Source organism: Streptomyces sp. NPDC048623 (genome assembly GCF_040650755.1).
Taxonomy (GTDB): Bacteria; Actinomycetota; Actinomycetes; order Streptomycetales; family Streptomycetaceae; genus Streptomyces.
The window spans coordinates 93,679-117,788 of sequence record NZ_JBEZHV010000007.1 but is presented as its reverse complement, the minus strand read 5'-3'; the positions used below and the strand labels follow the sequence as shown (position 1 = coordinate 117,788).

Below are 24,110 nucleotides of genomic sequence, written 5' to 3'. Positions count from 1 at the left end.
CGGGGCGGCGAAAGGCGCCGGCCGCCGAGGATCTTCCTCGGCGGCCGGCGCCTTTCGGCGTGCTGTCCGGATCAGTAGCGGTAGTGGTCCGGCTTGTACGGGCCCTCGACCTTGACGCCGATGTAGGCGGCCTGCTCGGGGCGGAGGGTGGTGAGCTTGACGCCCAGGGAGTCGAGGTGGAGGCGGGCGACCTTCTCGTCGAGGTGCTTGGGGAGCACGTAGACGTCGGTCGGGTACTCCTCCGGCTTGGTGAAGAGCTCGATCTGGGCCAGCGTCTGGTCCGCGAAGGAGTTCGACATCACGAAGGACGGGTGACCCGTCGCGTTGCCCAGGTTGAGCAGCCGACCCTCGGACAGCACGATCAGGACCTTGCCGTCCTCGAACGTCCAGGTGTGGACCTGCGGCTTGACCTCGTCCTTCACGATGCCCGGGACCTTCGCCAGACCGGCCATGTCGATCTCGTTGTCGAAGTGACCGATGTTGCCGACGATCGCCTGGTGCTTCATCCTGGCCATGTCGGACGCCATGATGATGTCCTTGTTGCCGGTGGTGGTGACGAAGATGTCGGCGGTCTCCACGACCTCGTCCAGGGTGGTCACCTGGTAGCCGTCCATGGCGGCCTGGAGGGCGCAGATGGGGTCGATCTCGGTGACGATCACGCGGGCGCCCTGGCCGCGCAGGGACTCGGCGCAGCCCTTGCCGACGTCGCCGTAGCCGCAGACCACGGCCGTCTTGCCGCCGATGAGGACGTCGGTGGCGCGGTTGATGCCGTCGATGAGGGAGTGGCGGCAGCCGTACTTGTTGTCGAACTTCGACTTCGTCACGGCGTCGTTCACGTTGATGGCGGGAAAGAGGAGAGCGCCGTCGCGGTGCATCTCGTAGAGACGGTGGACGCCGGTCGTGGTCTCCTCGGTCACGCCGCGGATGCCGGCGGCGAGCGTGGCCCAGTCCAGGGTGGAGTTCTTGAGGAGCTCCAGGATGATGCGGAACTCTTCGTTGTCGGCGGTCGACGGGTCCGGCACCGCGCCCGCCTTCTGGTACTCGACGCCCTTGTGGACGAGGAGGGTGGCGTCGCCGCCGTCGTCCAGGATCATGTTGGGCCCGCCCTGCGCGCCCGGCCAGGTGAGCGCCTGCTCGGTGCACCACCAGTACTCCTCCAGGGTCTCGCCCTTCCAGGCGAAGACCGGGATGCCGGCGGCGGCGATGGCGGCGGCGGCGTGGTCCTGGGTCGAGTAGATGTTGCAGGAGACCCAGCGGACCTCGGCGCCGAGGGCGACCAGGGTCTCGATCAGGACGGCCGTCTGGACCGTCATGTGGAGGGAACCGGTGATGCGGGCGCCGGCGAGCGGCTGGGTCTTGGCGTACTCGCGGCGGATGGACATCAGGCCGGGCATCTCGTGCTCGGCCAGCGTGATCTCCTTGCGGCCGAACGCGGCCAGGGAGAGGTCCGCGACCTTGAAATCGTGGGTGGGGCGGTCGGAAGACGGCATGTCGACTCCAGTCGTCGTCAGGGTCAGGCGGCGGTGAGCAGGGAAGGAGTCCGTCCGGGAACGAGATTGCGATGGATCTCCACCGCGGCGGACGAACTGTTGAGCGTGATGTAGTGCAGTCCGGGCGCGCCCTCGGCGAGCAGCCGCTCGCCCATCGCGGTCGCGTGCTCCACCCCGATCCGGTGCCCTTCCTCGGGGCGGCCCCGTGCCGCCTCCAGGCGCCGGGCCAGAGCGGGCGGGAATGCGGCGCTGCTCAGCTCGGCGAAGCGGCGGATCTGGTCGAAGCCGGTCGCCGGCATGATCTCCGGGATGATCGGGGTGTCGCAGCCGGCCGCCGCGACCCGGTCGCGCAGCCGCAGATAGTCCTCCGGGTCGAAGAACATCTGGGTGATCGCGTAGTCGGCACCCGCCCGGCACTTGGCGACGAAGTGCCTGATGTCGCTCTCCCAGTCGGGCGAGCGCGGGTGCCGCTCCGGGAAGGCCGCGACGCCGACACTGAACGAGCCCGATTTCTTGAGCAGTTCGACCAGCTCGGCCGCGTACGTGAGGCCCTGGGGGTGAGCGGTCCAGGCGCCCTGCGGGTCGCCGGGCGGGTCGCCGCGCAGGGCGAGGACGTCGTGGATCCCGGCGTCCACGTAGCGGCCGATGATCCGGCGGAGCTCGGTGACCGAGTGGCCGACGGCCGTCAGATGGGCGACGGGCCGAAGGGTCGTCTCGGTCAGGATCCGCTCGGTGATGGCCACCGTGCGGTCGCGGGAGGAGCCGCCGGCGCCGTACGTCACGGAGACGAAGTCCGGCGCGAGCGCCTCCACGCGCCGGATGGCGTTCCAGAGGGTCTGCTCGCCTTTCAGCGTCTTCGGCGGGAAGAACTCGAAGGAGAAGGTCGGCTTCACCTGCGGCCTCCCGCGTTGAAGTAGGTCGCCTCGGGGTGGTGGACGACGAAGGCGTCCGTGGACTGCTCGGGGTGCAGCTGGTACTCCTCCGACAGCGCGACCCCGATCCGCTCCGGCCGCAGCAGCGCGGCGATCTTGGCCCGGTCCTCCAGGTCGGGGCAGGCGGGATAGCCGAGGGAGTAACGGCAGCCCTGGTACTCGGTGCGCAGGATTCCCGCGAGGTCCGCCGGCTCCGAGGCGCCACCGATGCCCCACTCCGCCCGCACCCGTGCGTGCCAGTACTCGGCCAGGGCTTCCGCCAACTGCACGGACAGGCCGTGCAGTTCGAGGTAGTCGCGGTACGAGTCGGCGGCGAACAGTTTCGCCGTCTCCTCCCCTATGCGGGAGCCCACGGTGACGATCTGGAGAGCGATGACGTCGGTCTCGCCGGAGTCCTCGGCCCGGTGGTAGTCGGCCAGACAGAGGTGCCGGCCCCGTTCCTGCCGGGGGAAGGAGAAGCGGGTCCGTTCGCTCCCGTCCTCGTCCAGGACGATCAGGTCGTCGCCCTTGGACACGCACGGGAAGTAGCCGTAGACCACGGCCGCCTCCACCAGCCGGTCGGTCTGGATGCGGTCCAGCCAGCCGCGCAGCCGCGCCCGGCCCTCCGACTCGATCAGCTCCTTGTCCTTCAGACCCCACTGGCCCTTGAACAGCGCACCCTCGTCCAACCACGCGGCATACTCGCCCAGTTGGACGCCCTTGACGACCTTCGTCCCGAGGAACGGCGGCTTGGGTACGGGGTTGTCGGCGGCCACCTCGGAACGGCCCCCGGGAAGCGGCGCCTCGACGCGCGGAGTCGCGGTGGCGTTGGCGACCCGCCGCTGCTTCAGCTCCGGCAGTACGGCTCCGGGCACGCCCCGCTTCACCGCCATGAGCGCGTCCATCAACCGCAGGCCCTCGAAGGCGTCCCGCGCGTAACGGACCTCACCGTCGTACAGCTCGTGCAGGTCCTGCTCGACATACGCCCTGGTCAGCGCCGCACCGCCCAGGATCACCGGGTACCTGGCGGCCAGCCCGCGCCCGTTCAGCTCCTCCAGGTTCTCCTTCATGATCACCGTGGACTTGACCAGCAGGCCCGACATCCCGATCACATCGGCCCGGTGTTCCTCCGCGGCCTCCAGGATCGCCGAAACCGGCTGCTTGATCCCGATGTTGACCACGTTGTAGCCGTTGTTCGACAGGATGATGTCGACCAGGTTCTTTCCGATGTCGTGGACGTCACCGCGCACGGTCGCGAGGACGATCGTGCCCTTCCCGTCCTCCGCATCGGACTTCTCCATGTGCGGCTCCAGATACGCCACCGCGGTCTTCATCACCTCCGCCGACTGGAGCACGAACGGCAGCTGCATCTGCCCCGAGCCGAACAGCTCCCCGACCGTCTTCATGCCGTCCAGCAGCACCTCGTTGACGATCTCCAGAGCCCCCCGCCCCACCAGCGCCGCATCCAGATCCGCCTCAAGCCCTGCCCGCTCCCCGTCCACGATCCGCCGCTTCAGGCGCTCCTCCAGCGGCAGGGCGAGGAGCTCCTCCGCCCTCGACGCCTTCGCCGAGGCGGAGCTCACGCCGTCGAAGAGCGCGAGCAGCTGCTCCAGCGGGTCGTAGCCGTCCCGCCGCCGGTCGTACACCAGGTCAAGGGCGGCCTCGCGCTGCTCCTCCGGGATCCGGGCCACCGGCAGGATCTTCGACGCGTGCACGATCGCCGAGTCCAGACCGGCCTTCACGCACTCGTCCAGGAACACCGAGTTGAGCACCGCACGGGCGGCCGGATTGAGCCCGAAGGAGATGTTCGAAAGCCCAAGTGTCGTCTGCACATCCGGGTGACGGCGCTTGAGCTCCCGGATCGCCTCGATCGTCGCGATGCCGTCGCCCCGTGACTCCTCCTGGCCCGTCGCCAGCGTGAACGTCAGGCAGTCCACCAGGATCGAGGACTCCGCGATCCCGTAGGCGCCGGTCAGATCGGCGATCAAGCGCTCCGCGATCTCGACCTTCTTCTCCGCCGTCCGGGCCTGGCCCTCCTCGTCGATCGTCAGCGCGATCAGCGCGGCGCCGTGCTCGCGCGCCAGGGACGCGATCCGCCCGAAGCGGGTCTCGGGCCCGTCGCCGTCCTCGTAGTTGACCGAGTTGAGCACCGCCCGGCCGCCCAGCAGCTCCAGACCGGCCCGCAGCACCTCCGGTTCGGTGGAGTCGAGCACGATCGGCAGGGTCGACGCGGTGGCGAGCCGGCCCGCGATCTCCCGCATGTCGGCGACGCCGTCCCGGCCCACGTAGTCCACGCAGAGGTCGAGCAGGTGGGAGCCGTCACGGATCTGGTCGCGGGCGATCTCGACGCACGCCTGCCAGTCGCCGGCGATCATGGCCTCGCGGAACTTCTTCGAACCGTTGGCGTTCGTCCGCTCGCCGATCGCCAGGTACGAGGTGTCCTGTCGGAACGGCACCGCCTGGTAGAGGGACCCGGCCGCCGCCTCCGGCCGCGGGGCGCGCGGGGCCAGGGCTCGGCCCTGTACCCGCTCGACCACCGCACGCAGATGCTCCGGGGTCGTACCGCAGCAGCCGCCCACGAGCGCGATGCCGTACTCGCGGGTGAAGGTGTCGTGGGCGTCCGCGAGCTGCTCCGGCGACAGCGGGTAGTGGGCGCCGTCCTTGCCGAGCACGGGGAGTCCGGCATTCGGCATGCAGGACAGGCCCACCCCGGCGTGCCGGGCGAGATGGCGCAGATGTTCGCTCATCTCGGCCGGGCCGGTGGCGCAGTTGAGGCCGATGAAGTCCACGCCCAGCGGCTCCAGAGCCGTCAGTGCCGCCCCGATCTCGGAGCCGAGCAGCATCGTGCCCGTGGTCTCCACCGTCACCTGGGCGAAGACCGGCAGGTCCAGGCCGCCCCCCGCCTCGGCCAGGGCCTGCTTGCAGCCGAGGACCGCGGCCTTGGTCTGGAGCAGATCCTGCGACGTCTCCACGAGCAGCGCGTCCGCGCCGCCCGCGATCAGACCGGCCGCGTTCTGCCGGTAGCCCTCGCGGATCACGTCGAACGTGGTGTGGCCGAGGGTCGGCAGCTTGGTGCCGGGGCCGATCGAGCCGAGCACCCAGCGGGTCCGCCCGTCCCGCGCCGTGAACGCGTCCGCGGCCTCGCGGGCGATCCGGGCGCCCGCCTCGGACAGTTCGGCGATCCGTTCCGTGATCCCGTACTCGCCGAGTGCCGCGTGGTTGGCGCCGAAGGTGTTGGTCTCGACGCAGTCGACGCCGACCGCGAAGTAGGCCTCGTGGACCGCCCGTACGATGTCGGGCCGGGTCACGTTGAGGATCTCGTTGCAGCCCTCCAGGTCCTGGAAGTCCGCCGGGCTCGGGTCCTGCGCCTGGAGCATGGTGCCCATCGCTCCGTCGGCCACCACGACCCGGGTCGCCAGGGCCTCGCGCAGCGCCTCCGGTGCGCGTCCCATCAGCCGCCCACCTCCGCGGACCCCGCGTCGCCGGTGATCCCGCTGATCCCGGTGATCCCGCTGATCCCCGTGAGACCCGGGGCGATCTCATCGGCCGGACCGGTGCCGTACGCGGCGGCGAGGCGGTCGAGCAGGGCCTGCGCCGACAGCGGGTACTCCTGGGTGCCGACCGACTCCAGGACCGTGGTGGCCAGGGCACAGCCGAGGCGCGCCGAGCGCTCCAGCGGCCAGTCGCGGGCGATCCCGGCGAGGAAGCCGGCCCGGAAGGCGTCGCCGACGCCGGTCGGGTCGGCGACCGAGGCCGCCGGGACGGCCGGCACGCTGAGCACGGGCTGCCCGGCGCTGCCGATGGCGACGCCGTCGGCGGCGAGCGTGGTGACCCAGGTGCCGACCCGGTCGAGCACCTCCGCCTCCGTCCAGCCGGTCTTCTCCAACAGCAGCGCCGTCTCGTACTCGTTGGTGAACAGGAAGCGCGCCCCGTCGACGAGCTCGCGCACCTGCTCGCCGTCGAGGCGGGCCAGCTGCTGCGAGGGGTCGGCGGCGAACGGCACCCCGAGCTCACGGCACGCCCGCACGTGCCGCAGCATCGCGTCCGGGTCGTCCGGCGAGACGAGGACCAGGTCGAGCGGCCCGGTCCTCGCGATGACCTCCCGCAGGTCGATCTCGCGGGCCTCGGCCATCGCTCCGGCGTAGAAGGTGGCGATCTGGTTCTGGTCCAGGTCCGTGGTGCACACGAAACGGGCGGTGTGCAGGGTGTCGCTGATGCGGACGTGGTCGACGACCACGCCGTGCTGCTTCAGCCACACCTGGTAGTCGGCGAAGTCGAGGCCCGCCGCGCCGACCAGGACGGGCGCGAGCCCGAGCCGGGCCAGGCCGAAGGCGATGTTGGCCGCGACCCCGCCGCGCCGTACCTCCATGGCGTCGGCGAGGAAGGACAGCGAGACGTTCTCCAGGCGGTCGGCGAGCAACTGGTCGGCGAACCGGCCGGGGAAGGTCAGCAGATGGTCGGTGGCGATCGAGCCGGTGACAGCGATACGCACCGGGCTACCTCCAGTCGGGGAAGATCAGGCAGGGACGGGCGGAGTCGGGCGGGGGCGTGTGAGGGCCGGAGACGGTGGTCAGACGGCACGCGCCGCGGCGGCCAGCTTCTGGGCGCGGTCGGTGCGCTCCCAGGTGAACTCCGGCAGCTCGCGGCCGAAGTGCCCGTACGCGGCGGTCTTCGCGTAGACCGGCCGCTTCAGGTCCAGATCGCGGATGATCGCGGCCGGGCGCAGGTCGAAGACCTCCAGGACCGCGCGCTGGATCCGGTCGAGCGGGACGCTCTCGGTGCCGAAGGTCTCCACGAAGAGGCCGACCGGCTCGGCCTTGCCGATGGCGTACGCGACCTGCACCTCGCAGCGCTTGGCGAGCCCGGCCGCGACGACGTTCTTGGCCACCCAGCGCATGGCGTACGCCGCCGAGCGGTCGACCTTCGACGGGTCCTTGCCCGAGAAGGCGCCGCCGCCGTGCCGCGCCATGCCGCCGTACGTGTCGACGATGATCTTGCGGCCGGTCAGACCGGCGTCGCCCATGGGACCGCCGATCTCGAAGCGCCCGGTCGGGTTCACCAGGAGGCGGTAGCCGGCCGACTCGATCGACAGGTCCTGGAGCACCGGCTCCACCACCAGCTCGCGGATGTCGGGGGCGAGCAGCGAGTCCAGGCCGATGCCCGGCGCGTGCTGCGAGGACACCACGACCGTGTCGAGGCGGACGGCGCGGTCGCCGTCGTACTCGATGGTGACCTGCGTCTTCCCGTCCGGGCGCAGATACGGCAGCGTGCCGTCGTGCCGCACCTCGGCGAGGCGGCGGGAGAGCCGGTGCGCGAGGGAGATCGGCAGCGGCATCAGCTCGGGCGTGTCGTCGCACGCGTACCCGAACATCAGGCCCTGGTCGCCTGCGCCCTGGGCGTCCAGCGCGTCGGCGGCCCCCTCGACCCGGGCCTCGAAGGCGGAGTCGACGCCCTGCGCGATGTCGGGCGACTGCGCGCCGATGGACACCGACACACCGCAGGAGGCGCCGTCGAAGCCCTTGGCGGAGGAGTCGTAACCGATGTCCAGGACGGTCTCGCGGACCAGGGTCGCGATGTCGGCGTACGCGGTCGTGGTGACCTCGCCGGCGACATGCACCTGACCGGTGGTGATGAGGGTCTCCACGGCGACCCGCGAGGCGGGGTCCTGGGCGAGCAGCGCGTCGAGGATCGTGTCGCTGATCCGGTCGGCGATCTTGTCGGGGTGGCCCTCGGTGACCGACTCCGAGGTGAACAGACGACGTGTCACGGCAGATGCTCCTTGGGTGTCGGGAATCAGTCGGGAATCAGTCGGGAATCAGCGGGCGGGGACGCCGGCGGGCCGGAGCCGGTGCACGACCTGCGTGAGGCGCATCTCTCCGCCGGTGCGGTACGGCTGGAGGCGGCGCCGGTTGTCGACGTGCGCGGCGCTCGTCTCGAACGCGCGGAAGGCGGGCTCGTCGGTCCAGTCGGTGATGACCCAGTAGACGCCGGTGTCCTCCACGTCCCGGATCAGGGTCTGGCCGAGGTTGGCGGGCTCGGCGGCGATCCGCCGGCCGATGTCGAGCCAGGTGCTCTCGAACTCCCGCTCCGTGCCGGGGCGGATCTCCATCCTGAGCAGCACCCGGAAGGGCGGGCGCGGCCCGGCGCCGTGGTCGTCCATGGCGAACTCCTCGCTCGGTACGGTGACGTGGTCCGGGCACCGTTCCAACACCGCATCGAGGAAGGCTCAAGGCCCGAGCCAGCCCGCACCGCGATCCCCGCCCCCGTCCGTCACCAGCCGAGCACCTGGTCGCCCCGCCGGAACGTGCCGCTGGGGCCGCCGTCCGGCAGCAGCGCCGCGTCCGCGACGTCCACCGCGGCCTCCTCGGCGCTGCGCCGGCCGCCCGGCATCATCCGGGTCCGGGTCGGGCCCGGGTTGACGGCGTTGACAAGGACGCCCGTGCCCTCCGTGGCGGTCGCGAGCAGCTGCGTGAGCCCGTTGAGGCCCGCCTTGGACACCGCGTAACCGGGGCTTCCGGTGAACAGACCGTTGCTGAACGAGCCGGTGCCGCTCGACACGAACACCACCCGGCCCCACCCCCGTTCGACCATCGCGGGCACGAAGGCCTGCGCCACCCGCCACGAGCCGAGCAGATTCACTTCCAGGGTCCGCTCCACCACCTCCACCGGCACCGACAGCGGATCGCCGGCGCCGTCCTCCAGGAGCACCCCGGCGTTGCCGACCAGGACGTCCACCGGACCGACGGCGTCGCGGGCCCGCGCGATGCTCTCCGGGTCGGTCACGTCGAGCGCGCAGGCCCGCGCGTCCGGGCCGAGTTCACGGGCGGTGCCGGCCGCCGCGCGGGCGTCCCGGGCCGTCACCACCACCCGCAGCCCCCTGCCGAGCAGTTCGGCGGCCACCGCCCGGCCGAGCCCCCGGTTGGCCCCGGTGACGAGTGCCACGCGCCGATCCGTCATCACGTCTCTCCCCTCGACTGGCCAGTCCCAGATCCCCGGATGCTGCCGCCCAGGGCTCGACTGCCGCTGGTGCCAAGGGAGTTGACGTAGGAGATGGCGAGGTGGCCGCGGGCTCCAGCGGGCTTCGAGGCGGGTCATGAACCATCCACGCGTCCCGTCATCAGAAGAAAGGACTTCGTCGGTGACGACTCACACTTCCCTTTCGGATGCGTCCAGCCCCGAGGGTCTCATCCGGCTCGGTACCGCCTTCTGCGACGCCAAGATCCTGCTCAGCGCGTTGGAGCTGGACCTCTTCTCGACGCTCGCCGCGAAGCCCCGCACGCTCCCGGAGCTGTCCGACGCCGTCGGTCTGCACCCGCGCGGCGCCCGCGACTTCGTCACGGCGCTCGTCACGCTCGGCGTACTGGAGGCGGACGGCGAGCTCTACCGCAACAGCCCGGCCGCCGACCGCTTCCTCGACCGCGGCAAGAACTCCTACGCCGGCGGCTTCCTGGAGCGGGCCAACAACATGCTCTACCCGGCCTGGACCCAGCTCACCGACGCCCTGCGCACCGGCGAGCCCCAGGTCAAGGGCAAGGACGGCGACATCGTGGCGCAGATGGCCGACAGCCGTGAGCACCTCGACCAGTTCCTCACCATGATGGACTCCCTCAACAGCCAGGTCGCGCCCAAGCTGGCCGCGGCCTTCGACTGGGCGGGCCGCACCGACTTCGTGGACGTCGGCGGCGCCCGCGGCAACCTGTCCGCGCTGCTCATCGCCGAGCACCCGCACCTCACCGCCCGGGTCTTCGACCTGCCGCACGTCGCGCCCGCCTTCGACGACCACATGAAGAAGCTGGGCACCCAGGACCGGATCTCCTTCACCGGCGGCGACTTCTTCGCCGACCCGATGCCCTCCGGCCAGGTCCTCGTCATGGGCCATGTCCTCCACAACTGGTCCGCCGAGCAGCGCCTCGGTCTGATCCGCAAGGCCTACGAGGCGGTCGAGCCGGGCGGCGCGCTGCTCGTGTACGACCGGATGGTCGACGAGCGGCCGGCCGACCTGGTCAACCTGCTGATCAGCCTCGACATGCTGCTCGTCACCCACGGCGGCTCCGAGTACTCCGTCGAGGAGTGCCGCGGCTGGATGACCGAGGTGGGCTTCGCCCGCACCGAGGCGAAGGTGCTCAGCAACACCGACTCGCTGGTCATCGGCCACAAGGAAGGGTGACCCCGCCATGCGACTGGGGATCAACCTCGTTCCCGAGGACTGCGCCCGCACCGCGCAGGAGGCCGAGCGGCTCGGCTTCGACGTCGCCGCGGCCCCCGAAGGCTTCCGCTCCGACGCGATCTCGGTGCTCGGCTGGGTGGCCGCGCGGACCAGCCGGATCGGCCTGCTGTCCACGGTCATCCAGATCCCGGCGCGGACCCCGGTCGCCATGGCGCTCGCGGCGGCGACCCTCGACGGCCTGTCCGGCGGCCGGTTCCGGCTCGGCCTCGGCATCTCCAACAGCCATGTCACCGAGGGCTGGCACGGCACCCCGTTCGCCCGGCCGCTCGCCAGGACCCGGGAGTACGTGGAGATCGTGCGCCGCACCCTGGCGCAGGAGCCGGTGACGTACGAGGGACGGCACTTCGCCCTGCCGCTGCCGGGCAGCGAGGCCGGGCCCTTCCGGCACCCGGGTCCGGTCCGCGCGGACCTGCCGGTCTATCTGGCCGCGGTCGGCATCCGCAGCCTGGAGCTGACCGGGGAGATCGCCGACGGCTGGGTGGGCGTGTTCTGCACACCCGACCACGCCAAGCGGGCGCTCGACGCGATCGGCACCGGCCGCCGCCGGGCGGGCAAGGGCCTGGACGGCTTCGACGCCTTCCTGTCCGCCCCGGCGGCGGTCGGCGACGACGTCGAGGCCGCCGCCGCGCCGATCCGGCCGTACGTCGCCCGGTTCATGAGCCTCGGCGACCGGGAGAGCAACTTCTACTTCAGGCTCGCCACCCAGCTCGGGTACGGGAAGGCGGCGGAGGAGGTGCAGGACCGGTTCGTGTCCGGTGACGCGGCGGGCGCGGCGCGGGCCGTGCCGCTGGAGTTCATCGACTCCACCTCGCTCCTCGGCACACCCGCCCGGATCGCCCGCAAGCTCACCGAGTACGCGGCCGCCGGGGTCACCACGCTCGGCATCTCGCCGTACGCGGACACGACGGAGGCGCGGATCGCGGTCATGGAGACGGTGGCCCGGGCGCACCGCGAGGCGGGCCTGCCGGACGCCGTCCCGGCCGGTCCGACCGCCGGTCCGACCGCCGGTTCGCCGGTACGGGAGGGGTGAGGCGTCCGATGCGCGTGCTGTTCGTCAGCTGGGCCTGGCCGACCCACTTCTATCCCATGGTGCCGCTCGCCTGGGCCCTCCGGGCGGCCGGCCACGAGGTACGGGTGGCCGCCCCGCCCGGCATCGCGGCGCAGGTCACCGCCGCCGGACTGCCGTACGCGCAGGTCGGCCGGGACCTCGACGCGGTGGCCCGGATCCGCGACTACATTCCGGGCCGGAACCCCGGCCCGGCGGGCCGCGGGCCGCGCGCGGTGACGCTGTTCGCCGAGCTCGCCGAGGCCATGGCGGACGACCTGGTGACCTTCGCCCGGGCCTGGCGACCCGACCTGGTGGTGCACGAGCCCACCGCGTACGCCGGGCCGCTCGCCGCCGCGGCCTGCGGCGCCCGTGCGGTACGGCTGCCCTGGGGCGCCGACCTGATGCACCGGCAGGCCACCCAGGAGGCCGAGGAGCACGCGCTCGCCCCGCTGTACGCGCGCTTCGGCCTCTGCGGCCCGGCATCCGCGCCCGGGGGGCTCACCGTGGACCTCTGCCCGCCCGCCATGCAGGTGCCGGAGGAGTCCCGGCCGGGCCCGCTCGACCGGCTGCCGATGCGCTATGTCCCGTACAACGGCGCCGGCCGGACACCCCTGCCGCTGCCGCCCGCGGAACGCCGGCGGCCCCGGGTCTGCGTCACCTGGGGCACCACGGTCGGCCGGCTCGACCCCTCGATGATGCTCGCGGGCGAGGTCGTCGCCGCCCTCGACGCGCTCGACGTCGGGATCCTGGTGGCGGTCGCCGCCGAGCAGCGCCCGCTGCTCGGCGAACTGCCCGCCCGGGCCAAGGTCCTGGAGTCGGTCCCGCTGCACTGCGTCCTGCCGCACTGCGACCTGGTCGTCGCCCACGGCGGTGCCGGCACCATCCTGACCGGCCTCGCCGCCGGTCTGCCGCAACTGGTCGTGCCGCAGCTGATCGACCACGGCTTCAACGCGCAGCGGTTCACCGCCACCGGCGCCGGGCTCTCCCTCACCCGGGACGAGGCCGGCCCGGAGGGGCTGCGGGCCGCCGTCCTGGAACTCCTCGATCAGCCCTCGTACCGGAAGGCGGCCGAGGAGATCCGGGACGACAACGCCCGCCGCCCGAGCCCGGCCCGGGTCGCCGAGCAACTCGCCGCGTTCGCCGAAGGAGGCCGGCCGTGCTGATCGGCGTCGGACTGCCCGCCACCGTCCCCGGCACCGCGGGGGAGCGGATCACCGACTGGGCCCAGCGGGCCGAGCAGCACGGCTTCTCCACCCTCGGCGTGCTCGACCGGCTGGTGTACGACAACTACGACCCGCTGGTCGCGCTCACCGCGGCCGCCGCCGTCACCCGCCGGATCGGCCTCGCCACCACGGTGCTCACCGCCCCGTACCGCAACAACACCCCGCTGCTCGCCAAGCAGGCCGCCTCCCTCGACCGGATCAGCGGCGGGCGCCTCACCCTGGGGCTCGCCGCGGGCAACCGCGACGACGACTTCACCGTCTCGGGAGTCGACCCGGCCGCGCGCGGCAAGCTGCTCGACACCATGCTCGCCGAGCTGAAGGAGACCTGGAGCGGGGGAGCGCCGAGCGGCGTCGGTCCCGCCCCGCAGGGGGAGCTGCCGCTGGTCCTCGGCGGCACCTCCGCCGCCGCCTTCCGCAGGACGGCGGAGTACGGCCGGGGCTGGATCGCCGGCGGCAGCTCGCCCAGCGGCTACCGGGCCAACGCCGACCAGGTCGAGGCGGCCTGGCGGCGGCACGGCCGCACCGGCCGGCCCCATCTGATGACCCTGCTCTACTTCTCGCTCGGCCCGCGCGCGGACTGGCTGGCCCAGCGCTATCTGATGGACTACTACGCCTTCTCGGGCCGCGCCGAGTCGATCGTGACGATGGCGCTCACCGAACCGTCCCGGCTGCGGGCGGCGGTGACGGCCTATCAGGACGCGGGCTGTGACGAGATCGTCCTGATGCCCTGCGACGCGGGACCCGACCAGCTCGACCGCCTCGCCGACGCCGTGCTCTAGGGCCTGTCCGGACCTGTCCGGAAAGTCCCGGGCGCGCCGCCCCACCGGACGCCGTTCCGCTCGCGGAGCGGCGTCCGGTCGTGCTGACCACGCTCACCGTTCACAAGGAGGAGCCATGACCGCCGAGAGTTCCGCCGCGAGCCCTGCCGCGAGCCCCGGGCTGACGTTCCCGCTGCCCGTGCCCGACCCGCTGGAGCCCGCCCCCGCCTACGCCGAGCTGCGCGGCACCGAGCCCGTCGCGCCGGTGACGCTGCCGACCGGGCACCGTGCCTGGCTGGTGACCCGTTACGAGCTGGTACGGCAGGTCCTCGCCGACCCGCGGTTCAGCAAGGCGGCGCTGACCGAGCCCGACGCGCCCCGGCTGCTGCCGGTCGCCAAGGGCTCCAAGTCGCTGTTCACCATGGACCCGCCCGAGCACACCCGCCTGCGCAAGCTGGTCGCCCGTGCCTTCACCGCCCGGCACATCGAGCGGATGCGCCCGCACGTCCAGGAGATCACCGGCCGGCTGCTCGACACCATGGCCGCCGGCGGCGCGCCCGCCGATCTGATCGCGCACCTGGCGCAGCCGCTGCCGATCACCGTCATCTGCGAGCTGCTCGGGGTGCCGCTCGCCGACCAGGACCGGTTCCGGGTCTGGTCGGACGTGATGCTGTCGATCTCGGCGCACTCGCCGGACGCCGTGATGGAGGCCCGGCGCGGCCTCAACGGCTACCTCGGCGAGCTGATCGCGGCCAAGGCGAAGGAGCCCGCCGACGATCTGCTCACCCATCTCATCGAGGCCCGCGAGGAGGACGGCGACCGGCTGTCCGAGGAGGAGCTGCTCGCCTTCGGCCACACCCTGCTCGTCGCCGGCTACCACGCCACCACCGGCGAACTGGTCGGCGCGCTGATCACCCTGCTGCGCGACCCGGAGCTGTGGGCCCGCCTGGTCGCCGACCGCTCGCTGGTGCCGGGCGCCGTCGAGGAGCTGCTCCGCTTCTCGGTGGCGGGCGGCGGCGCCGGCGCGATGCGGATCGCCAAGGAGGACATCGAGCTCGGCGGGGTCGTGATCCCCAAGGGCGACGCGGTCCTTCCGGCGATCACCTCGGCCAACCGGGACGAGGAGGTCTTCGAGAGCCCCGAGCGGGTCGACCTGGCGCGGCAGAACAACCCGCACCTCACCTTCGGGCACGGTCTGCACCACTGCCTGGGCGCCCAGCTCGGCCGGATGGAGCTGCAACTGTCCCTGGAGGGCCTGCTCGACCGCTTCCCCGGACTGCGCCTCGCGGTGCCGACCGGGGAGCTGCGCTGGGTGGCCGGGATGGCCTTCCGCCGGCCGGCGGAGCTCCCGGTCGCCTGGTGACACGGCCCGGAAGGGCCCGTACGACACGAACCCGTACGACGCGAACCCGTACGACACGAAGAAGCTCCCCCGTCCCGGCCCGGACGGGGGAGCTTCCTCGTGTCGTACGGGCGCTCAGACCGCGAGGTCGAGCCCGTAGGCCGAGATCCACTCGTCGAGGTGCAGGGCCATGTCGATCTCGATCCGGGTGAGCCCGGCCGCGGCCGTCGCGTCCCGGCGCACGTCCTCGACGATCGTCGGGTTGAGCAGCGGAAGCACCGCCGAGTCCCCGCCGGCCACCAGCTTGGCGAACCGCTCCTGGACGTAGCGGTCGTAGGCGGCGTCGTTGGAGATCGGATAGCCCGTCTTGGGCCGGTTGAGCACCGCCTCCGGCAGCAGGTCCTTCGCCGCCGCCCGCAGCAGGCTCTTCCACTGCCCGTCGAAGGTCTTGAACTCGAACGGCGCGTTGAACACGTAGTCCTGCAGCCGGTGGTCGCAGAACGGCACCCGCACCTCAAGGCCCACGGCCATGCTCAGCCGGTCCTTGCGGTCGAGCAGGGTGCGCATGAAGCGGGTCAGGAAGAAGTACGTCGACTCCCGGAACTGCCGCGCCCGGCCGCTCTCCCCGGGCATCCGCGGCACCGCGGCCGCGGCCTGCCGGTACTGCTCCGCCTGGTAGCCGCGCACGTCGACCCGGGTGGTGACCGGGCCGAACAGGGCCGGCATGCCGAGGTTGTGCGCCAGGCTCCACGGCAGGGTGCCCGGCTGCCCGTACTCGGGGTGGTGGAACCACGGGTAGCCGCCGAACAGCTCGTCCGCCGACTCGCCGGTCAGCGCCACCGTGGACTGCCCGCGGATCGCCCGGAAGAGGAGATACAGCGAGATGTCCATGGAGCCGGGGCCCGCGATGAGCACCGGCCAGTCGAGCGCGTGGACCACCGCCCGGCGGGTCGGGGCGTCGATCATCTCCGCGTTGCCGAGCAGGATGTGCCGGTGGTCGGCGCCGACATGGTCGACGACCTGCCGGACGTACGGCGAGTCCGCCGTCGGATGGGTCAGGTCGGGCTCGAAGTTGTCGAGGTAGCCGACGAAGTCCACGTCGAAGGAGCGGACCTTGCCGCTGCCGTCCTGCTGCTTGGCGAGCGCCGCGAGCGCGGTCAGGGTGGAGGAGTCGAGACCGCCCGACAGCATCGTGCAGAGCGGCACGTCCGAGACGATCTGCCGGGTGACGATGTCTTCGAGCAGCTCACGCACCGTACGGATGGTGGTGGGCAGGTCGTCGGTGTGCTCGTGCGCCTCCAACCGCCAGTAACGGCGCAGCCGGTGCCCGTCGCGGGAGACCCGCAGCACATGCCCCGGGGCCAGCTCCGGCATCCCGGAGATCACCCCGGCACCCGGCGCCTTCACCCCGCCGAACAGCTCGCGCAGCCCGTCGGCGTCGACGGTGCGGCTCGCCCGCGGATGCGCCAGGATCGCCTTCGGCTCGGAGCCGAAGAGCACCCCGCCGCCCGGAAGCAGCTGGTAGTACAGCGGCTTGATGCCGACGCGGTCGCGCACCAGGAGCAGCTCCTCGCTGCGCGCGTCCCAGATCGCGAAGGCGAACATGCCGTTGAGCCGGTCGACGAAGGACTCGCCCCACTCCAGATAGGAGCGCAGGACCACCTCGGTGTCACTGCGGGTGCGGAAGCGGTGCCCCTTGAGGACGAGCTCCTCGCGCAGCTCGCGGAAGTTGTACACCTCGCCCGCGTACGTGAGGGCGGCCTGCACCCGGCCGCCCTCCTCGGCGACCATGGGCTGCGCCCCGCCCTCCAGGTCGATGATGGCGAGCCTGCGGTGGCCCAGTGCGGCGTGCGGAGCGATCCACACGTCGCCGGCGTCGGGGCCGCGCAGGGTCATGGTCGCCGTCATCTCCCGGACGACGGCGGCCTCCTGACGCAGATCGGCTGTGAAGTCCACCCAGCCGGCGATGCCACACATGCCAGCACTCTCCTTCGCTTCGTCCCGGCCGTGGCCGGTCAGCCGTCGACACCGAACCGGGTGCCGACCGCCGTGGACTGGACTTCCATCAGGACCGTGCCGCCGGCGTCGAGGGCCTGCCCCGTGCCGGTCGAGGTGAAGGTGCCGTCCGCGCCGAACCGCCCCGTGTGCCGGATCCGCAGTTCGCTCAGCAGCCCGCCGTCGGCATCCGGCCGCAGGCCCCGGGTCACGTACACGAAGCTGTCGTCGTCGGCCCACTCCCAGGTGCCGATGCCGGTGTGGGTGTGCCGGTGGGTCTGCAGGATCAGCTGCCCGTCGGCGCCGAACGAGTAGTGCGCGTGCTCGACGTCGGGCACGCCCTCGATGGTGACGACCACCGACCAGCTGCCGACCGGCGAGGGCCGCCGGTCCTTCCGGTGCCGGTCTCGGGCCTCGTCGTGCGCCGCGGCGGCGGCCGGGGCGGCGGCGCCGACGGCGAGCGCCGAGCCGAGGAAGCCGGCTCTTCTCAGCAGGGAACGGCGGGTGCTGCGCTGGGGATTCATGGTCTTACCTCTCTCGGTTCTCGTTGCTCTCGTCGTACGGCCGCCTCCGGGGCGGCGGCGACCGGCCGGCCGGTCGCCAGGTCGGTCAGGGTGATCGCCTCGGCCGGGCAGGCCTCCACGACGTCGATCAGCTCCGGGTCGGGGTCCACCGGACCGGCCGCCGGCCGGGTGCGGTGGTCCTCGCCCACGGAGAAGTACCGGGGCGCCGCCGCGGCGCAGATCCCGCTGCGGCGGCAGGTCTTCTGCACGGTGATCCGCCACTGCTCGCTCATCGCCGCCCCCACGTCACCAGGTCACCGGCAGATTGACGAGCGCGCGGGCGGTGAGCCCGGTCTTCCAGGTCAGCCAGTCGGCCGGCACCGCCAGCCTCAGCGTGTCCGGCACCCGCTCGATCAGCGTGCGCAGCGCGATCTGCATCTCCAGACGGGCCAGCTGGGCGCCCAGGCAGTGGTGGATGCCGTAGCCGAAGGAGAGATGCACGTTCGGGGTGCGCTCGACGTCGAAGCGCTCCGGCTCCGCGAAGACCTCGGCGTCGTGGTTGGCGGAGCCGAGCGCGGCGATCACCGCCTCGCCCTTCCTGATCGCGGTCTCGCCGATGGTCAGGTCCTCGGTGGCGACCCGCAGCTGGGTGCCGGTGAAGACGAACGGGTTGAACCGCAGCAGCTCCTCGACCGCGCCCGGGATCAACTCAGGCTTGTTGCGCAGCAGTTCCAGCTGGTCGGGGTGGTGCAGGAGGGTGAAGAGCGCGGTGCCGAGCGAGTTGGCGGTGGACTGGTGTCCGACCGTCATCAGGATCATCGCGAAGTCGAGCAGCTCGTCCTCGGACAGCTGCTGTCCCTCGTCCCGGGCGTGCACGAGCACACTCAGGAGGTCGTCGGCCGGCTCCTCGCGGCGCTGCTCGATCAGCCCGCGCAGATAGCCGATGATCTCGCCGCGGGCCTCCTTGACCTCCTCGACGCTGTGGCCGCCGAGGCTGAAGATGACCTCGCTCCAGGCGTGCAGCCGGTCCACGTGCTCGTACGGCACGCCGAGCAGCTCGAAGATCACCTTGATGGGCAGGCTGAGCGCGTAGCAGGACATCAGGTCGACCGGCCGCGGGGCGACCAGGACCAGACGGATCTGCTCCTCGGCGAGCTGCTCGATCCGGGGGCGCAGCGCCTCGACCCGGCGGGCGGTGAACGCCTGCATCACCAGGCGGCGCAGCCGCGAGTGGTCGGGGGCGTCCATGCCGAGGATGGTCTTCGGACCGGGGGTGGTGTTGCCCATCCGGGGCGCTTCCGGCGCCTCGGCGGCGGCCCGGCTGAGCCGCGGGTCGACCAGGGCGGCGCGCACGTCGGCGTAACGCGTCAGGAGCCAGGCCCGGTCGCCGGTGGGAAGGGTCACCCGGGCCACCGGGGCCTGCTCGCGCAGCCGGCGGAACTCCTCCGGCGGCTCGAACGTGTCCGGCGCCGGGAAGGGGAAGGCCGGCGGTGCCTCGTCGATCGACATCGGTATCCCTTCAGGGTGGTGCACGGATCGGTGTGGTGCATGGAGATGCACGCGCGGGCAGCCCCTCCGCCGCGGGATCGCGGAGGTGCCGCCCGTGACGCGTGGGCTGGGAGAAGCGGCCTTACTTCTTGCGGCCGATCACGAGGATGTCGTTGGTGTCGAGCAGCTCGGCGGAGGTCTCCGCGAAGCCGGCCTCCGTCATCCAGGCACGGCAGTCGTCGACCCGGTACTCGGAGCCGCCGTGCGTGACGACCAGCATGGTGAGGCTGGTCAGCAGGTTGTTCAGCGGGCTGAGCTCGTCGTCGAGCATGGGGTCGTAGACGAGCAGCGTGCCGCCCGGCTTCAGCGCGTCGAACGCCGACTTGATGAGCTGCTTGCGGCGCTCGGGCGACCAGTCCTCCAGGACGTGCCCGATGATGACGACATCCGCCTCCGGGACCGGGTCGGCGAAGAAGTCGCCGCCGTGGAAGGCGATCTTGTCCTTGAGGCCGAGGCCGCCGATGTGGTCCTCGTACGCCGGCTCGACGGCCGGCAGGTCGAAGACGGTGGCCTTCAGGTGCGGGTGGGCGTCGATCAGGGTCGCGGCCAGGTTGCCCCGGGCGCCGCCGACGTCCGTGACGGTCCTGACCTCGCTCCAGTCGTAGGCCTTGGCGAGCTCCGGGCCGACGGCCCAGTTGAGCGCGTCCATCATGGCGACGAAGTCCCGCATCTGCTCCTCGGAGCGGTACAGGTGCTTGAACATGTTGTCGTCGCCGTGGCCCTCGATCTGGGACTCACCGCTCTTCAGCGACTCGGTGAAACCGCCCCAGGCGCCGTACAGCACGCTGTCGGAGCGGCTGAGGAAGCGCCCGACGTACGTCCGCCGGCCCTTGACCAGGTGGGTGTCGGCCGCCTCGGTGTTGCCGTAGCGCCCGTTCTCCCGGGCCAGCAGGCCCAGCTTGACCAGGGCGTTGAGGAACTCGCGGGCACCGCGCTCGTGCAGGCCGAGCTTGCCGCGGATCTCCTCCTCGGTGGCGGGACCGCTGTCGCTCAGCACGGTGAACAGGTCGAGCTCGTTCGCGGTGAGCAGGATCTTCGCGCTGCCGAACGCCATGCCGAGCTGGATGATGCCGTTCAGGTCCAGTGATCCCTGCTCTTCACGGGTCTTGGTCATGCGCCGGTTCCTTTCCGGTGGTTCCGGTGGTGTCGAGGCCGCGCCCGGTCTGGTGAGCACGCCCGGTGAACTATCCGGACCGGACCTCAATCCGAACTGGATTCCCGATGGACCGGCGCTCGCGGCGCCGTGGTCCGCGTCTCGCGACCGGTGTTCGAGCGAGCGGCCCGGGCGCTCAAGCGACACTCCAGCCGTGATCTCCAAGCTGGGGTGCGGTGCCCGCGTGTGCGCGGCGCGGGCCTGACGTGTCGACACCGGCGCACCGCCGGAAAGGACGGGAGTTGCCATGGAACTCGGCCTGAAGGACAAGGTCGTACTGATCACCGGCGGCAGCGGCGGCCTGGGCCGCCCGCTCGCCCGCGCCTTCGCCGACGAGGGCGCCAAGGTCGCGCTCACCTATCTCAGCCGGGTGGAGAACGCCAAGGCCGTGGCCGCCGAGATAGCGGAGGCCGGCGGCGAGGCGCTGCCGGTCCGCCTCGACCTCACCGACGCGGACTCCGTGCGCGCCGCGGTCGCGGAGGTACGGGACGCCTGGGGCGGCATCGACGTCCTGGTGGTCAACGCCTCCGCCTCCGGCGGTCCCAGCCCGCACGCGCCCGCCTTCGACGACATCCCGGCCGAGCGGTGGCTGCCGCCGCTGCGCGCCGAGGTCGAGGGCGCCTTCCACACCGTGCAGGCGACGCTTCCGGCGATGAAGCCGCGCGGCGGCGGCCGGATCGTGTTCATGTCGGCGGCCATCGTGCAGCGCGGGCTGAAGGGCGCGGAGGGGTACGCGGCGAGCAAGATGGCCCTGCACGGGCTGAGCCGCACCCTGGGCACCGAGCTGTTCGAGCACGGCATCCTCTCCAACTGCGTCGCGCCGGGCCCGGTCGTGACGGAGGGGCTCCTGGAGAAGCTGCCCGAGGAGGTACGTGCCCGGGTCGCCGGCCTCGACCCGGAGGGGGCCCGCGCCGCGCTCAACAAGGCCATGCCCTTCCTGCACTTCTCCACGGTCGCGGACGTCGTCAACACCACGTTGTTCCTGGCCTCGCCGGCCAACGGCAACATCACCGGCAACGTGGTCTACGTCGACGGCGGGCACTGATGAGGCCGGATGACCGGGAAGCGGTCTTCAGCCCGCTGCGCGAGCTGGGGAAACTGGCGCCCTTCCAGTGGTCCGCCGGTCTGGTGGTCCGCGGGATGGCCGAGCTGCGGATCGCCGACGCGCTCGGCGACGACCGGCGCACCACGGACGAGATCGCGGAGGCGATCCGCGCGCACCGGCCGAGCCTGGAGCGCTTCCTGCGGGTGTGCGAGCTGCACCGCCTGGTCGCACCGGCCGACGATCCGGCGGAGGGAGGCGTACGGCACTGGGAGCTCACCCCGGCGGGGCACCTGCTCCGCTCCGACGTGCCGTCCCTGCGCGGCTTCGGCATCGCCGTCAACGCGCCCGGCATGACCCGCCCCTGGGAGCTGGTCGCCGATGTGGTCCGCACCGGCTGCCCGGCCACCCGGACGGTGTGGGGCATGGACCACTGGGAGTACTACGCCGCCCACCCCGACGAGGCCCGCAGCTACGCCGAGACCTGCGCCTCGCTCTCCGTCGAGGCGGCCGAGGCGCTGGTCGCGAGCCTGTCCCTGGCGGGGGAGCGGGAGATCGTGGACGTCGGCGGCAGCCCCGGCACCGTGCTCGCCCGGCTGCTCCGGGAGGTCCCCGGAGCGCACGGCGTGCTGCTCGACCTGCCGTGGGCGGTCGGCCACGCCCGCGAGACCTTCGAGAAGGAGGGCCTGGCCGGCCGGGTGGAGCTCGTACCCGGGGACTTCCGGCACGAGGTCCCGGCCGGCGGCAGCCTCTATCTGCTCAAGAACGTGCTGTGCGACCTCGACGACACCGCGGCCGCGCAGCTGCTCGCGAACGTCGCCAAGGCCGCGGAGCCGGGCAGCCGGCTCGTGCTGCTCGACTGGGAGTACACCGAGCACTCCTCCCATGTGCACGCCAACGACGTGGAGTTCATGGTGCTCACCGGCGGCCGGGCGCGCACCGGGGACGAGTACCGGGGACTGCTCGCGGACGCGGGCTTCGACGCCTGCCGCAGGGTGCCCCTGGCCGGCCACGAGCGGGCCCCCATCGCACTGATCGAATCCGTCCGGGCCTGACAAGGTCCTGGTGAATCAAGGTGGTTGAGGATGTCGGGTGATCTGACAGAGGACCGGGTGGACGACCGGGCCGACGAGCGGGTGGACGCCTGCGAGGGCGCGCCCGTGATCGGCCCGCCGCCCGCCCAGGCGGTGGCGGAGCTGGGCTGGGGCATGTGGGCGAGCGCCGTGGTGCAGGCCGCGGCCCAGCTGAAGCTGGCGGACGCGGTCGGCGACGAGCCGGCCACGGTCGAGGAGATCGCCGCCGCCGTCGGCGCGGACGTCCCCGCGCTGAAGCGCCTGATGCGGGCCCTGGTGGGCTTCCGCATCTTCCGGCAGGCCGCGCCCGGCCGTTACGCGCACACGGAGATGTCGCGGGCGATGCGCTCGGACGCGCCGGGCTCGGTGACGGACATCATGCTGACCGGCTCGCACTGGGGCTGGGAGATGTGGGGCAAGCTCGCCGACAGCGTGCGCTCGGGCGGCTGCGCCTTCCAGGAGACGTACGGCAAGGACCTGTTCACGTACTTCCACGAGGACGACAACGCGGCCGGCGAGACCTGCCTCAAGGGGTACGCGGCGCAGTCCCGGGCCATGAACCCGGGCGTGGTCGCGGCCCTGGACCTGGCGGGCGTGGACACCCTGTGCGATGTCGGCGGCGGCCACGGCAGCCTGCTGAAGTCGCTGCTCGAAGGCAATCCGGGCGTCAAGGGTGTGCTGTTCGACCGTCCGCACGCCATCTCGGCGGCGCTGCCCGAGCTGCGCGAGGGGGGCTCGCTGGGCGCCCGTACCGAACTGGTGACCGGCGACTGCTTCGAGGGCGTACCGGAGGCGGACGTGTACGTCATCCGCCAGGTGCTGCACATGTGGGACGACGACGCCTGCCACACGGTCCTGACCAACTGCCTCAAGGCGGGCCGGCCGGGCGGGCGCGTGGTGCTCCTGGAGCAGCTGGTGGCCGATCCGCCGGAGACGCCCTGGGACGCCCTGATGGACCTTCACATGCTGCTTGTCATGGGCGGCTGGGAGCGTACGGCCGAGGAGTACGGGGCGATGTTCGAGCGCGCCGGCTTCGAGTACGCCGGGGTCGTGCCGAGCGGCACGCCGCTGCGTCTGGTGGTCGGCCGAATACCCGGGTGACGGGGCGGCGGCTGGTGCGTACGCTCGTTACGCACCAGCCCGCACCGCAGCCCGCAACCGCCCTCGCAACCGCCCCCGCCCCAGGCTCACTTGGAGGCGGCGGCCCGCTTGGCACCCTTGGCGGCGTTCTTGCCGGCCCGGAGCTTCACCGCCTCCTCGTGGGTGATCGGCGCGGCCGACCGGACGAAGTCGAGGACCGTCTCCAGCTCGCTCTCGGTGAACCGCTCGCACAGCTCGGCGAGAGAGCTGCCGAGCGATTCGAACAGTGGGAAGACCTTCGCCTCCAGGTTGGGCATCGGCGTGACGAGGACACGCCGACGGTCCTTCGGATCCCGATCGCGACGCACATGGCCGGCCGCCTCCAGGCGGTCGATGACCCCGGTGATGGCGCCGGTGGTCACGCCGTTCTCCTCGGCCAGCTGCCCGGCCGCCATCGGGCCGCGGGCCACCAGCGCCCCGAGACAGTTCAGGTCGAGGACGCTCAGCCCCATCCGGTCGGCGACCGCCTGGTGGAAGAGCACCGACTGGGTCACCAGAGCGCGCAGCTCCTGATCCACGGCCGTGGCCAGTTGTGCACGTTCCGCACGTTCCGCGCTTGACATACGTCCCGTCCTTCCGGTTACCTTGCCTCATCGTTATCTCAGCAACTAAGATAACGAGTCGAAGAGACTCCTGCCTAGTAAGCATCCGAGTTGC

Annotated in this window: 21 protein-coding genes; 8 read left to right on the top strand and 13 right to left on the bottom strand. The window is 72.0% G+C overall.

Annotation, left to right across the window (positions count from 1 at the left end):
* Positions 1 to 71 precede the first annotated feature (71 nt).
* The 7 genes from ahcY to AB0C73_RS12815 form a co-directional block, all read right to left on the bottom strand.
* Entirely contained in the window at positions 72 to 1,490 is a 1,419-nt protein-coding gene (gene ahcY, locus AB0C73_RS12845) for an adenosylhomocysteinase (protein ID WP_362528249.1), read from the bottom strand.
* A gap of 23 nt (positions 1,491 to 1,513) precedes the next feature.
* Positions 1,514 to 2,383, bottom strand: a complete 870-nt coding sequence (gene metF / locus AB0C73_RS12840) for a methylenetetrahydrofolate reductase [NAD(P)H] (RefSeq protein ID WP_362528247.1) — start codon at positions 2,381 to 2,383, stop codon at positions 1,514 to 1,516.
* Positions 2,380 to 5,853, bottom strand: a complete 3,474-nt coding sequence (metH, locus tag AB0C73_RS12835) for a methionine synthase (RefSeq protein ID WP_362528244.1) — start codon at positions 5,851 to 5,853, stop codon at positions 2,380 to 2,382. The genes metF and metH overlap by 4 nt, the downstream gene beginning before the upstream one ends.
* Complete coding sequence (locus AB0C73_RS12830) at positions 5,853 to 6,893, bottom strand: carbohydrate kinase family protein (RefSeq protein WP_362528242.1); 1,041 nt, start codon at positions 6,891 to 6,893, stop codon at positions 5,853 to 5,855. Before AB0C73_RS12830 ends, metH begins: the two co-directional genes overlap by 1 nt.
* A gap of 78 nt (positions 6,894 to 6,971) precedes the next feature.
* On the bottom strand, positions 6,972 to 8,168 hold the full coding sequence (gene metK, locus AB0C73_RS12825; RefSeq protein ID WP_362528239.1) for a methionine adenosyltransferase: 1,197 nt from the start codon (positions 8,166 to 8,168) through the stop codon (positions 6,972 to 6,974).
* A 48-nt stretch (positions 8,169 to 8,216) separates the two neighbouring features.
* On the bottom strand, positions 8,217 to 8,561 hold the full coding sequence (locus tag AB0C73_RS12820) for an antibiotic biosynthesis monooxygenase family protein (protein WP_362528236.1): 345 nt from the start codon (positions 8,559 to 8,561) through the stop codon (positions 8,217 to 8,219).
* Between the two features lie 110 nt (positions 8,562 to 8,671).
* Positions 8,672 to 9,358 carry an SDR family oxidoreductase gene (locus AB0C73_RS12815; protein WP_362528234.1) on the bottom strand — a complete coding sequence of 229 codons (687 nt, stop codon included), beginning with the start codon at positions 9,356 to 9,358 and terminating at the stop codon, positions 8,672 to 8,674.
* Between the two features lie 181 nt (positions 9,359 to 9,539).
* Here AB0C73_RS12815 and AB0C73_RS12810 point away from each other — a divergent pair, with 181 nt between their 5' ends.
* The 5 genes from AB0C73_RS12810 (at position 9,540) to AB0C73_RS12790 (ending at position 15,020) form a co-directional block, all read left to right on the top strand.
* The gene (locus tag AB0C73_RS12810; protein ID WP_362528232.1) at positions 9,540 to 10,568 is read left to right on the top strand and encodes a methyltransferase; all 1,029 of its coding nucleotides are present in this window, start codon (positions 9,540 to 9,542) and stop codon (positions 10,566 to 10,568) included.
* A gap of 7 nt (positions 10,569 to 10,575) precedes the next feature.
* The gene (locus AB0C73_RS12805) at positions 10,576 to 11,658 is read left to right on the top strand and encodes an LLM class flavin-dependent oxidoreductase (RefSeq protein ID WP_362528229.1); all 1,083 of its coding nucleotides are present in this window, start codon (positions 10,576 to 10,578) and stop codon (positions 11,656 to 11,658) included.
* Positions 11,659 to 11,666: 8 nt separating this feature from the next.
* The gene (locus tag AB0C73_RS12800; protein ID WP_362528226.1) at positions 11,667 to 12,839 is read left to right on the top strand and encodes a nucleotide disphospho-sugar-binding domain-containing protein; all 1,173 of its coding nucleotides are present in this window, start codon (positions 11,667 to 11,669) and stop codon (positions 12,837 to 12,839) included.
* Entirely contained in the window at positions 12,833 to 13,678 is an 846-nt protein-coding gene (locus AB0C73_RS12795; RefSeq protein ID WP_362528225.1) for an LLM class flavin-dependent oxidoreductase, read from the top strand. The genes AB0C73_RS12800 and AB0C73_RS12795 overlap by 7 nt, the downstream gene beginning before the upstream one ends.
* A gap of 115 nt (positions 13,679 to 13,793) precedes the next feature.
* The gene (locus AB0C73_RS12790) at positions 13,794 to 15,020 is read left to right on the top strand and encodes a cytochrome P450 (RefSeq protein ID WP_362528223.1); all 1,227 of its coding nucleotides are present in this window, start codon (positions 13,794 to 13,796) and stop codon (positions 15,018 to 15,020) included.
* A gap of 114 nt (positions 15,021 to 15,134) precedes the next feature.
* Here the strand turns inward: AB0C73_RS12790 and asnB are convergent, their stop codons facing one another.
* The 5 genes from asnB to AB0C73_RS12765 all read right to left on the bottom strand — a co-directional run bounded on the left by asnB (position 15,135) and on the right by AB0C73_RS12765 (position 20,159).
* Positions 15,135 to 16,976: an asparagine synthase (glutamine-hydrolyzing) gene (gene asnB / locus AB0C73_RS12785; protein WP_362528220.1), complete on the bottom strand. Its 1,842-nt coding sequence runs from the start codon at positions 16,974 to 16,976 to the stop codon at positions 15,135 to 15,137.
* A 38-nt stretch (positions 16,977 to 17,014) separates the two neighbouring features.
* Positions 17,015 to 17,518 (bottom strand): hypothetical protein, encoded by a 504-nt coding sequence (locus AB0C73_RS12780; protein ID WP_362528218.1) that lies wholly within the window; start codon positions 17,516 to 17,518, stop codon positions 17,015 to 17,017.
* Complete coding sequence (locus tag AB0C73_RS12775) at positions 17,515 to 17,790, bottom strand: ferredoxin (protein ID WP_362528215.1); 276 nt, start codon at positions 17,788 to 17,790, stop codon at positions 17,515 to 17,517. Before AB0C73_RS12775 ends, AB0C73_RS12780 begins: the two co-directional genes overlap by 4 nt.
* A gap of 13 nt (positions 17,791 to 17,803) precedes the next feature.
* A complete protein-coding gene (locus AB0C73_RS12770; RefSeq protein WP_362528213.1) occupies positions 17,804 to 19,006 on the bottom strand; it encodes a cytochrome P450 in 1,203 nt (400 codons plus the stop codon).
* Between the two features lie 121 nt (positions 19,007 to 19,127).
* On the bottom strand, positions 19,128 to 20,159 hold the full coding sequence (locus tag AB0C73_RS12765) for a methyltransferase (RefSeq protein WP_362528210.1): 1,032 nt from the start codon (positions 20,157 to 20,159) through the stop codon (positions 19,128 to 19,130).
* A 286-nt stretch (positions 20,160 to 20,445) separates the two neighbouring features.
* On the opposite strand from AB0C73_RS12765, the gene AB0C73_RS12760 reads away from it, so the two are divergent.
* The 3 genes from AB0C73_RS12760 to AB0C73_RS12750 are packed head-to-tail and all read left to right on the top strand — an operon-like array spanning position 20,446 to position 23,414.
* Positions 20,446 to 21,243, top strand: coding sequence for an SDR family oxidoreductase (locus AB0C73_RS12760; RefSeq protein WP_362528208.1), 798 nt, complete (start codon positions 20,446 to 20,448; stop codon positions 21,241 to 21,243).
* A complete protein-coding gene (locus tag AB0C73_RS12755; protein ID WP_362528206.1) occupies positions 21,243 to 22,295 on the top strand; it encodes a methyltransferase in 1,053 nt (350 codons plus the stop codon). The genes AB0C73_RS12760 and AB0C73_RS12755 overlap by 1 nt, the downstream gene beginning before the upstream one ends.
* Positions 22,296 to 22,325: 30 nt before the next feature.
* Complete coding sequence (locus tag AB0C73_RS12750) at positions 22,326 to 23,414, top strand: methyltransferase (protein WP_362528203.1); 1,089 nt, start codon at positions 22,326 to 22,328, stop codon at positions 23,412 to 23,414.
* A gap of 86 nt (positions 23,415 to 23,500) precedes the next feature.
* Here the strand turns inward: AB0C73_RS12750 and AB0C73_RS12745 are convergent, their stop codons facing one another.
* The gene (locus AB0C73_RS12745; protein WP_362528200.1) at positions 23,501 to 24,016 is read right to left on the bottom strand and encodes a MarR family winged helix-turn-helix transcriptional regulator; all 516 of its coding nucleotides are present in this window, start codon (positions 24,014 to 24,016) and stop codon (positions 23,501 to 23,503) included.
* Positions 24,017 to 24,110 lie beyond the last annotated feature (94 nt).

Coding starts and splice junctions, on each gene's coding strand:
- AB0C73_RS12775 (WP_362528215.1), bottom strand. CDS start 17,790: ATGAGCGAGCAGTGGCGGATCACCGTGCAGAAGACCTGCCGCCGCAGC.
- ahcY (WP_362528249.1), bottom strand. CDS start 1,490: ATGCCGTCTTCCGACCGCCCCACCCACGATTTCAAGGTCGCGGACCTC.
- asnB (WP_362528220.1), bottom strand. CDS start 16,976: ATGTGTGGCATCGCCGGCTGGGTGGACTTCACAGCCGATCTGCGTCAG.
- AB0C73_RS12780 (WP_362528218.1), bottom strand. CDS start 17,518: ATGAATCCCCAGCGCAGCACCCGCCGTTCCCTGCTGAGAAGAGCCGGC.
- AB0C73_RS12750 (WP_362528203.1), top strand. CDS start 22,326: ATGTCGGGTGATCTGACAGAGGACCGGGTGGACGACCGGGCCGACGAG.
- AB0C73_RS12745 (WP_362528200.1), bottom strand. CDS start 24,016: ATGTCAAGCGCGGAACGTGCGGAACGTGCACAACTGGCCACGGCCGTG.
- metH (WP_362528244.1), bottom strand. CDS start 5,853: ATGGGACGCGCACCGGAGGCGCTGCGCGAGGCCCTGGCGACCCGGGTC.
- AB0C73_RS12800 (WP_362528226.1), top strand. CDS start 11,667: ATGCGCGTGCTGTTCGTCAGCTGGGCCTGGCCGACCCACTTCTATCCC.
- AB0C73_RS12770 (WP_362528213.1), bottom strand. CDS start 19,006: ATGTCGATCGACGAGGCACCGCCGGCCTTCCCCTTCCCGGCGCCGGAC.
- AB0C73_RS12805 (WP_362528229.1), top strand. CDS start 10,576: ATGCGACTGGGGATCAACCTCGTTCCCGAGGACTGCGCCCGCACCGCG.
- AB0C73_RS12765 (WP_362528210.1), bottom strand. CDS start 20,159: ATGACCAAGACCCGTGAAGAGCAGGGATCACTGGACCTGAACGGCATC.
- AB0C73_RS12815 (WP_362528234.1), bottom strand. CDS start 9,358: ATGACGGATCGGCGCGTGGCACTCGTCACCGGGGCCAACCGGGGGCTC.
- AB0C73_RS12820 (WP_362528236.1), bottom strand. CDS start 8,561: ATGGACGACCACGGCGCCGGGCCGCGCCCGCCCTTCCGGGTGCTGCTC.
- AB0C73_RS12790 (WP_362528223.1), top strand. CDS start 13,794: ATGACCGCCGAGAGTTCCGCCGCGAGCCCTGCCGCGAGCCCCGGGCTG.
- AB0C73_RS12755 (WP_362528206.1), top strand. CDS start 21,243: ATGAGGCCGGATGACCGGGAAGCGGTCTTCAGCCCGCTGCGCGAGCTG.
- AB0C73_RS12760 (WP_362528208.1), top strand. CDS start 20,446: ATGGAACTCGGCCTGAAGGACAAGGTCGTACTGATCACCGGCGGCAGC.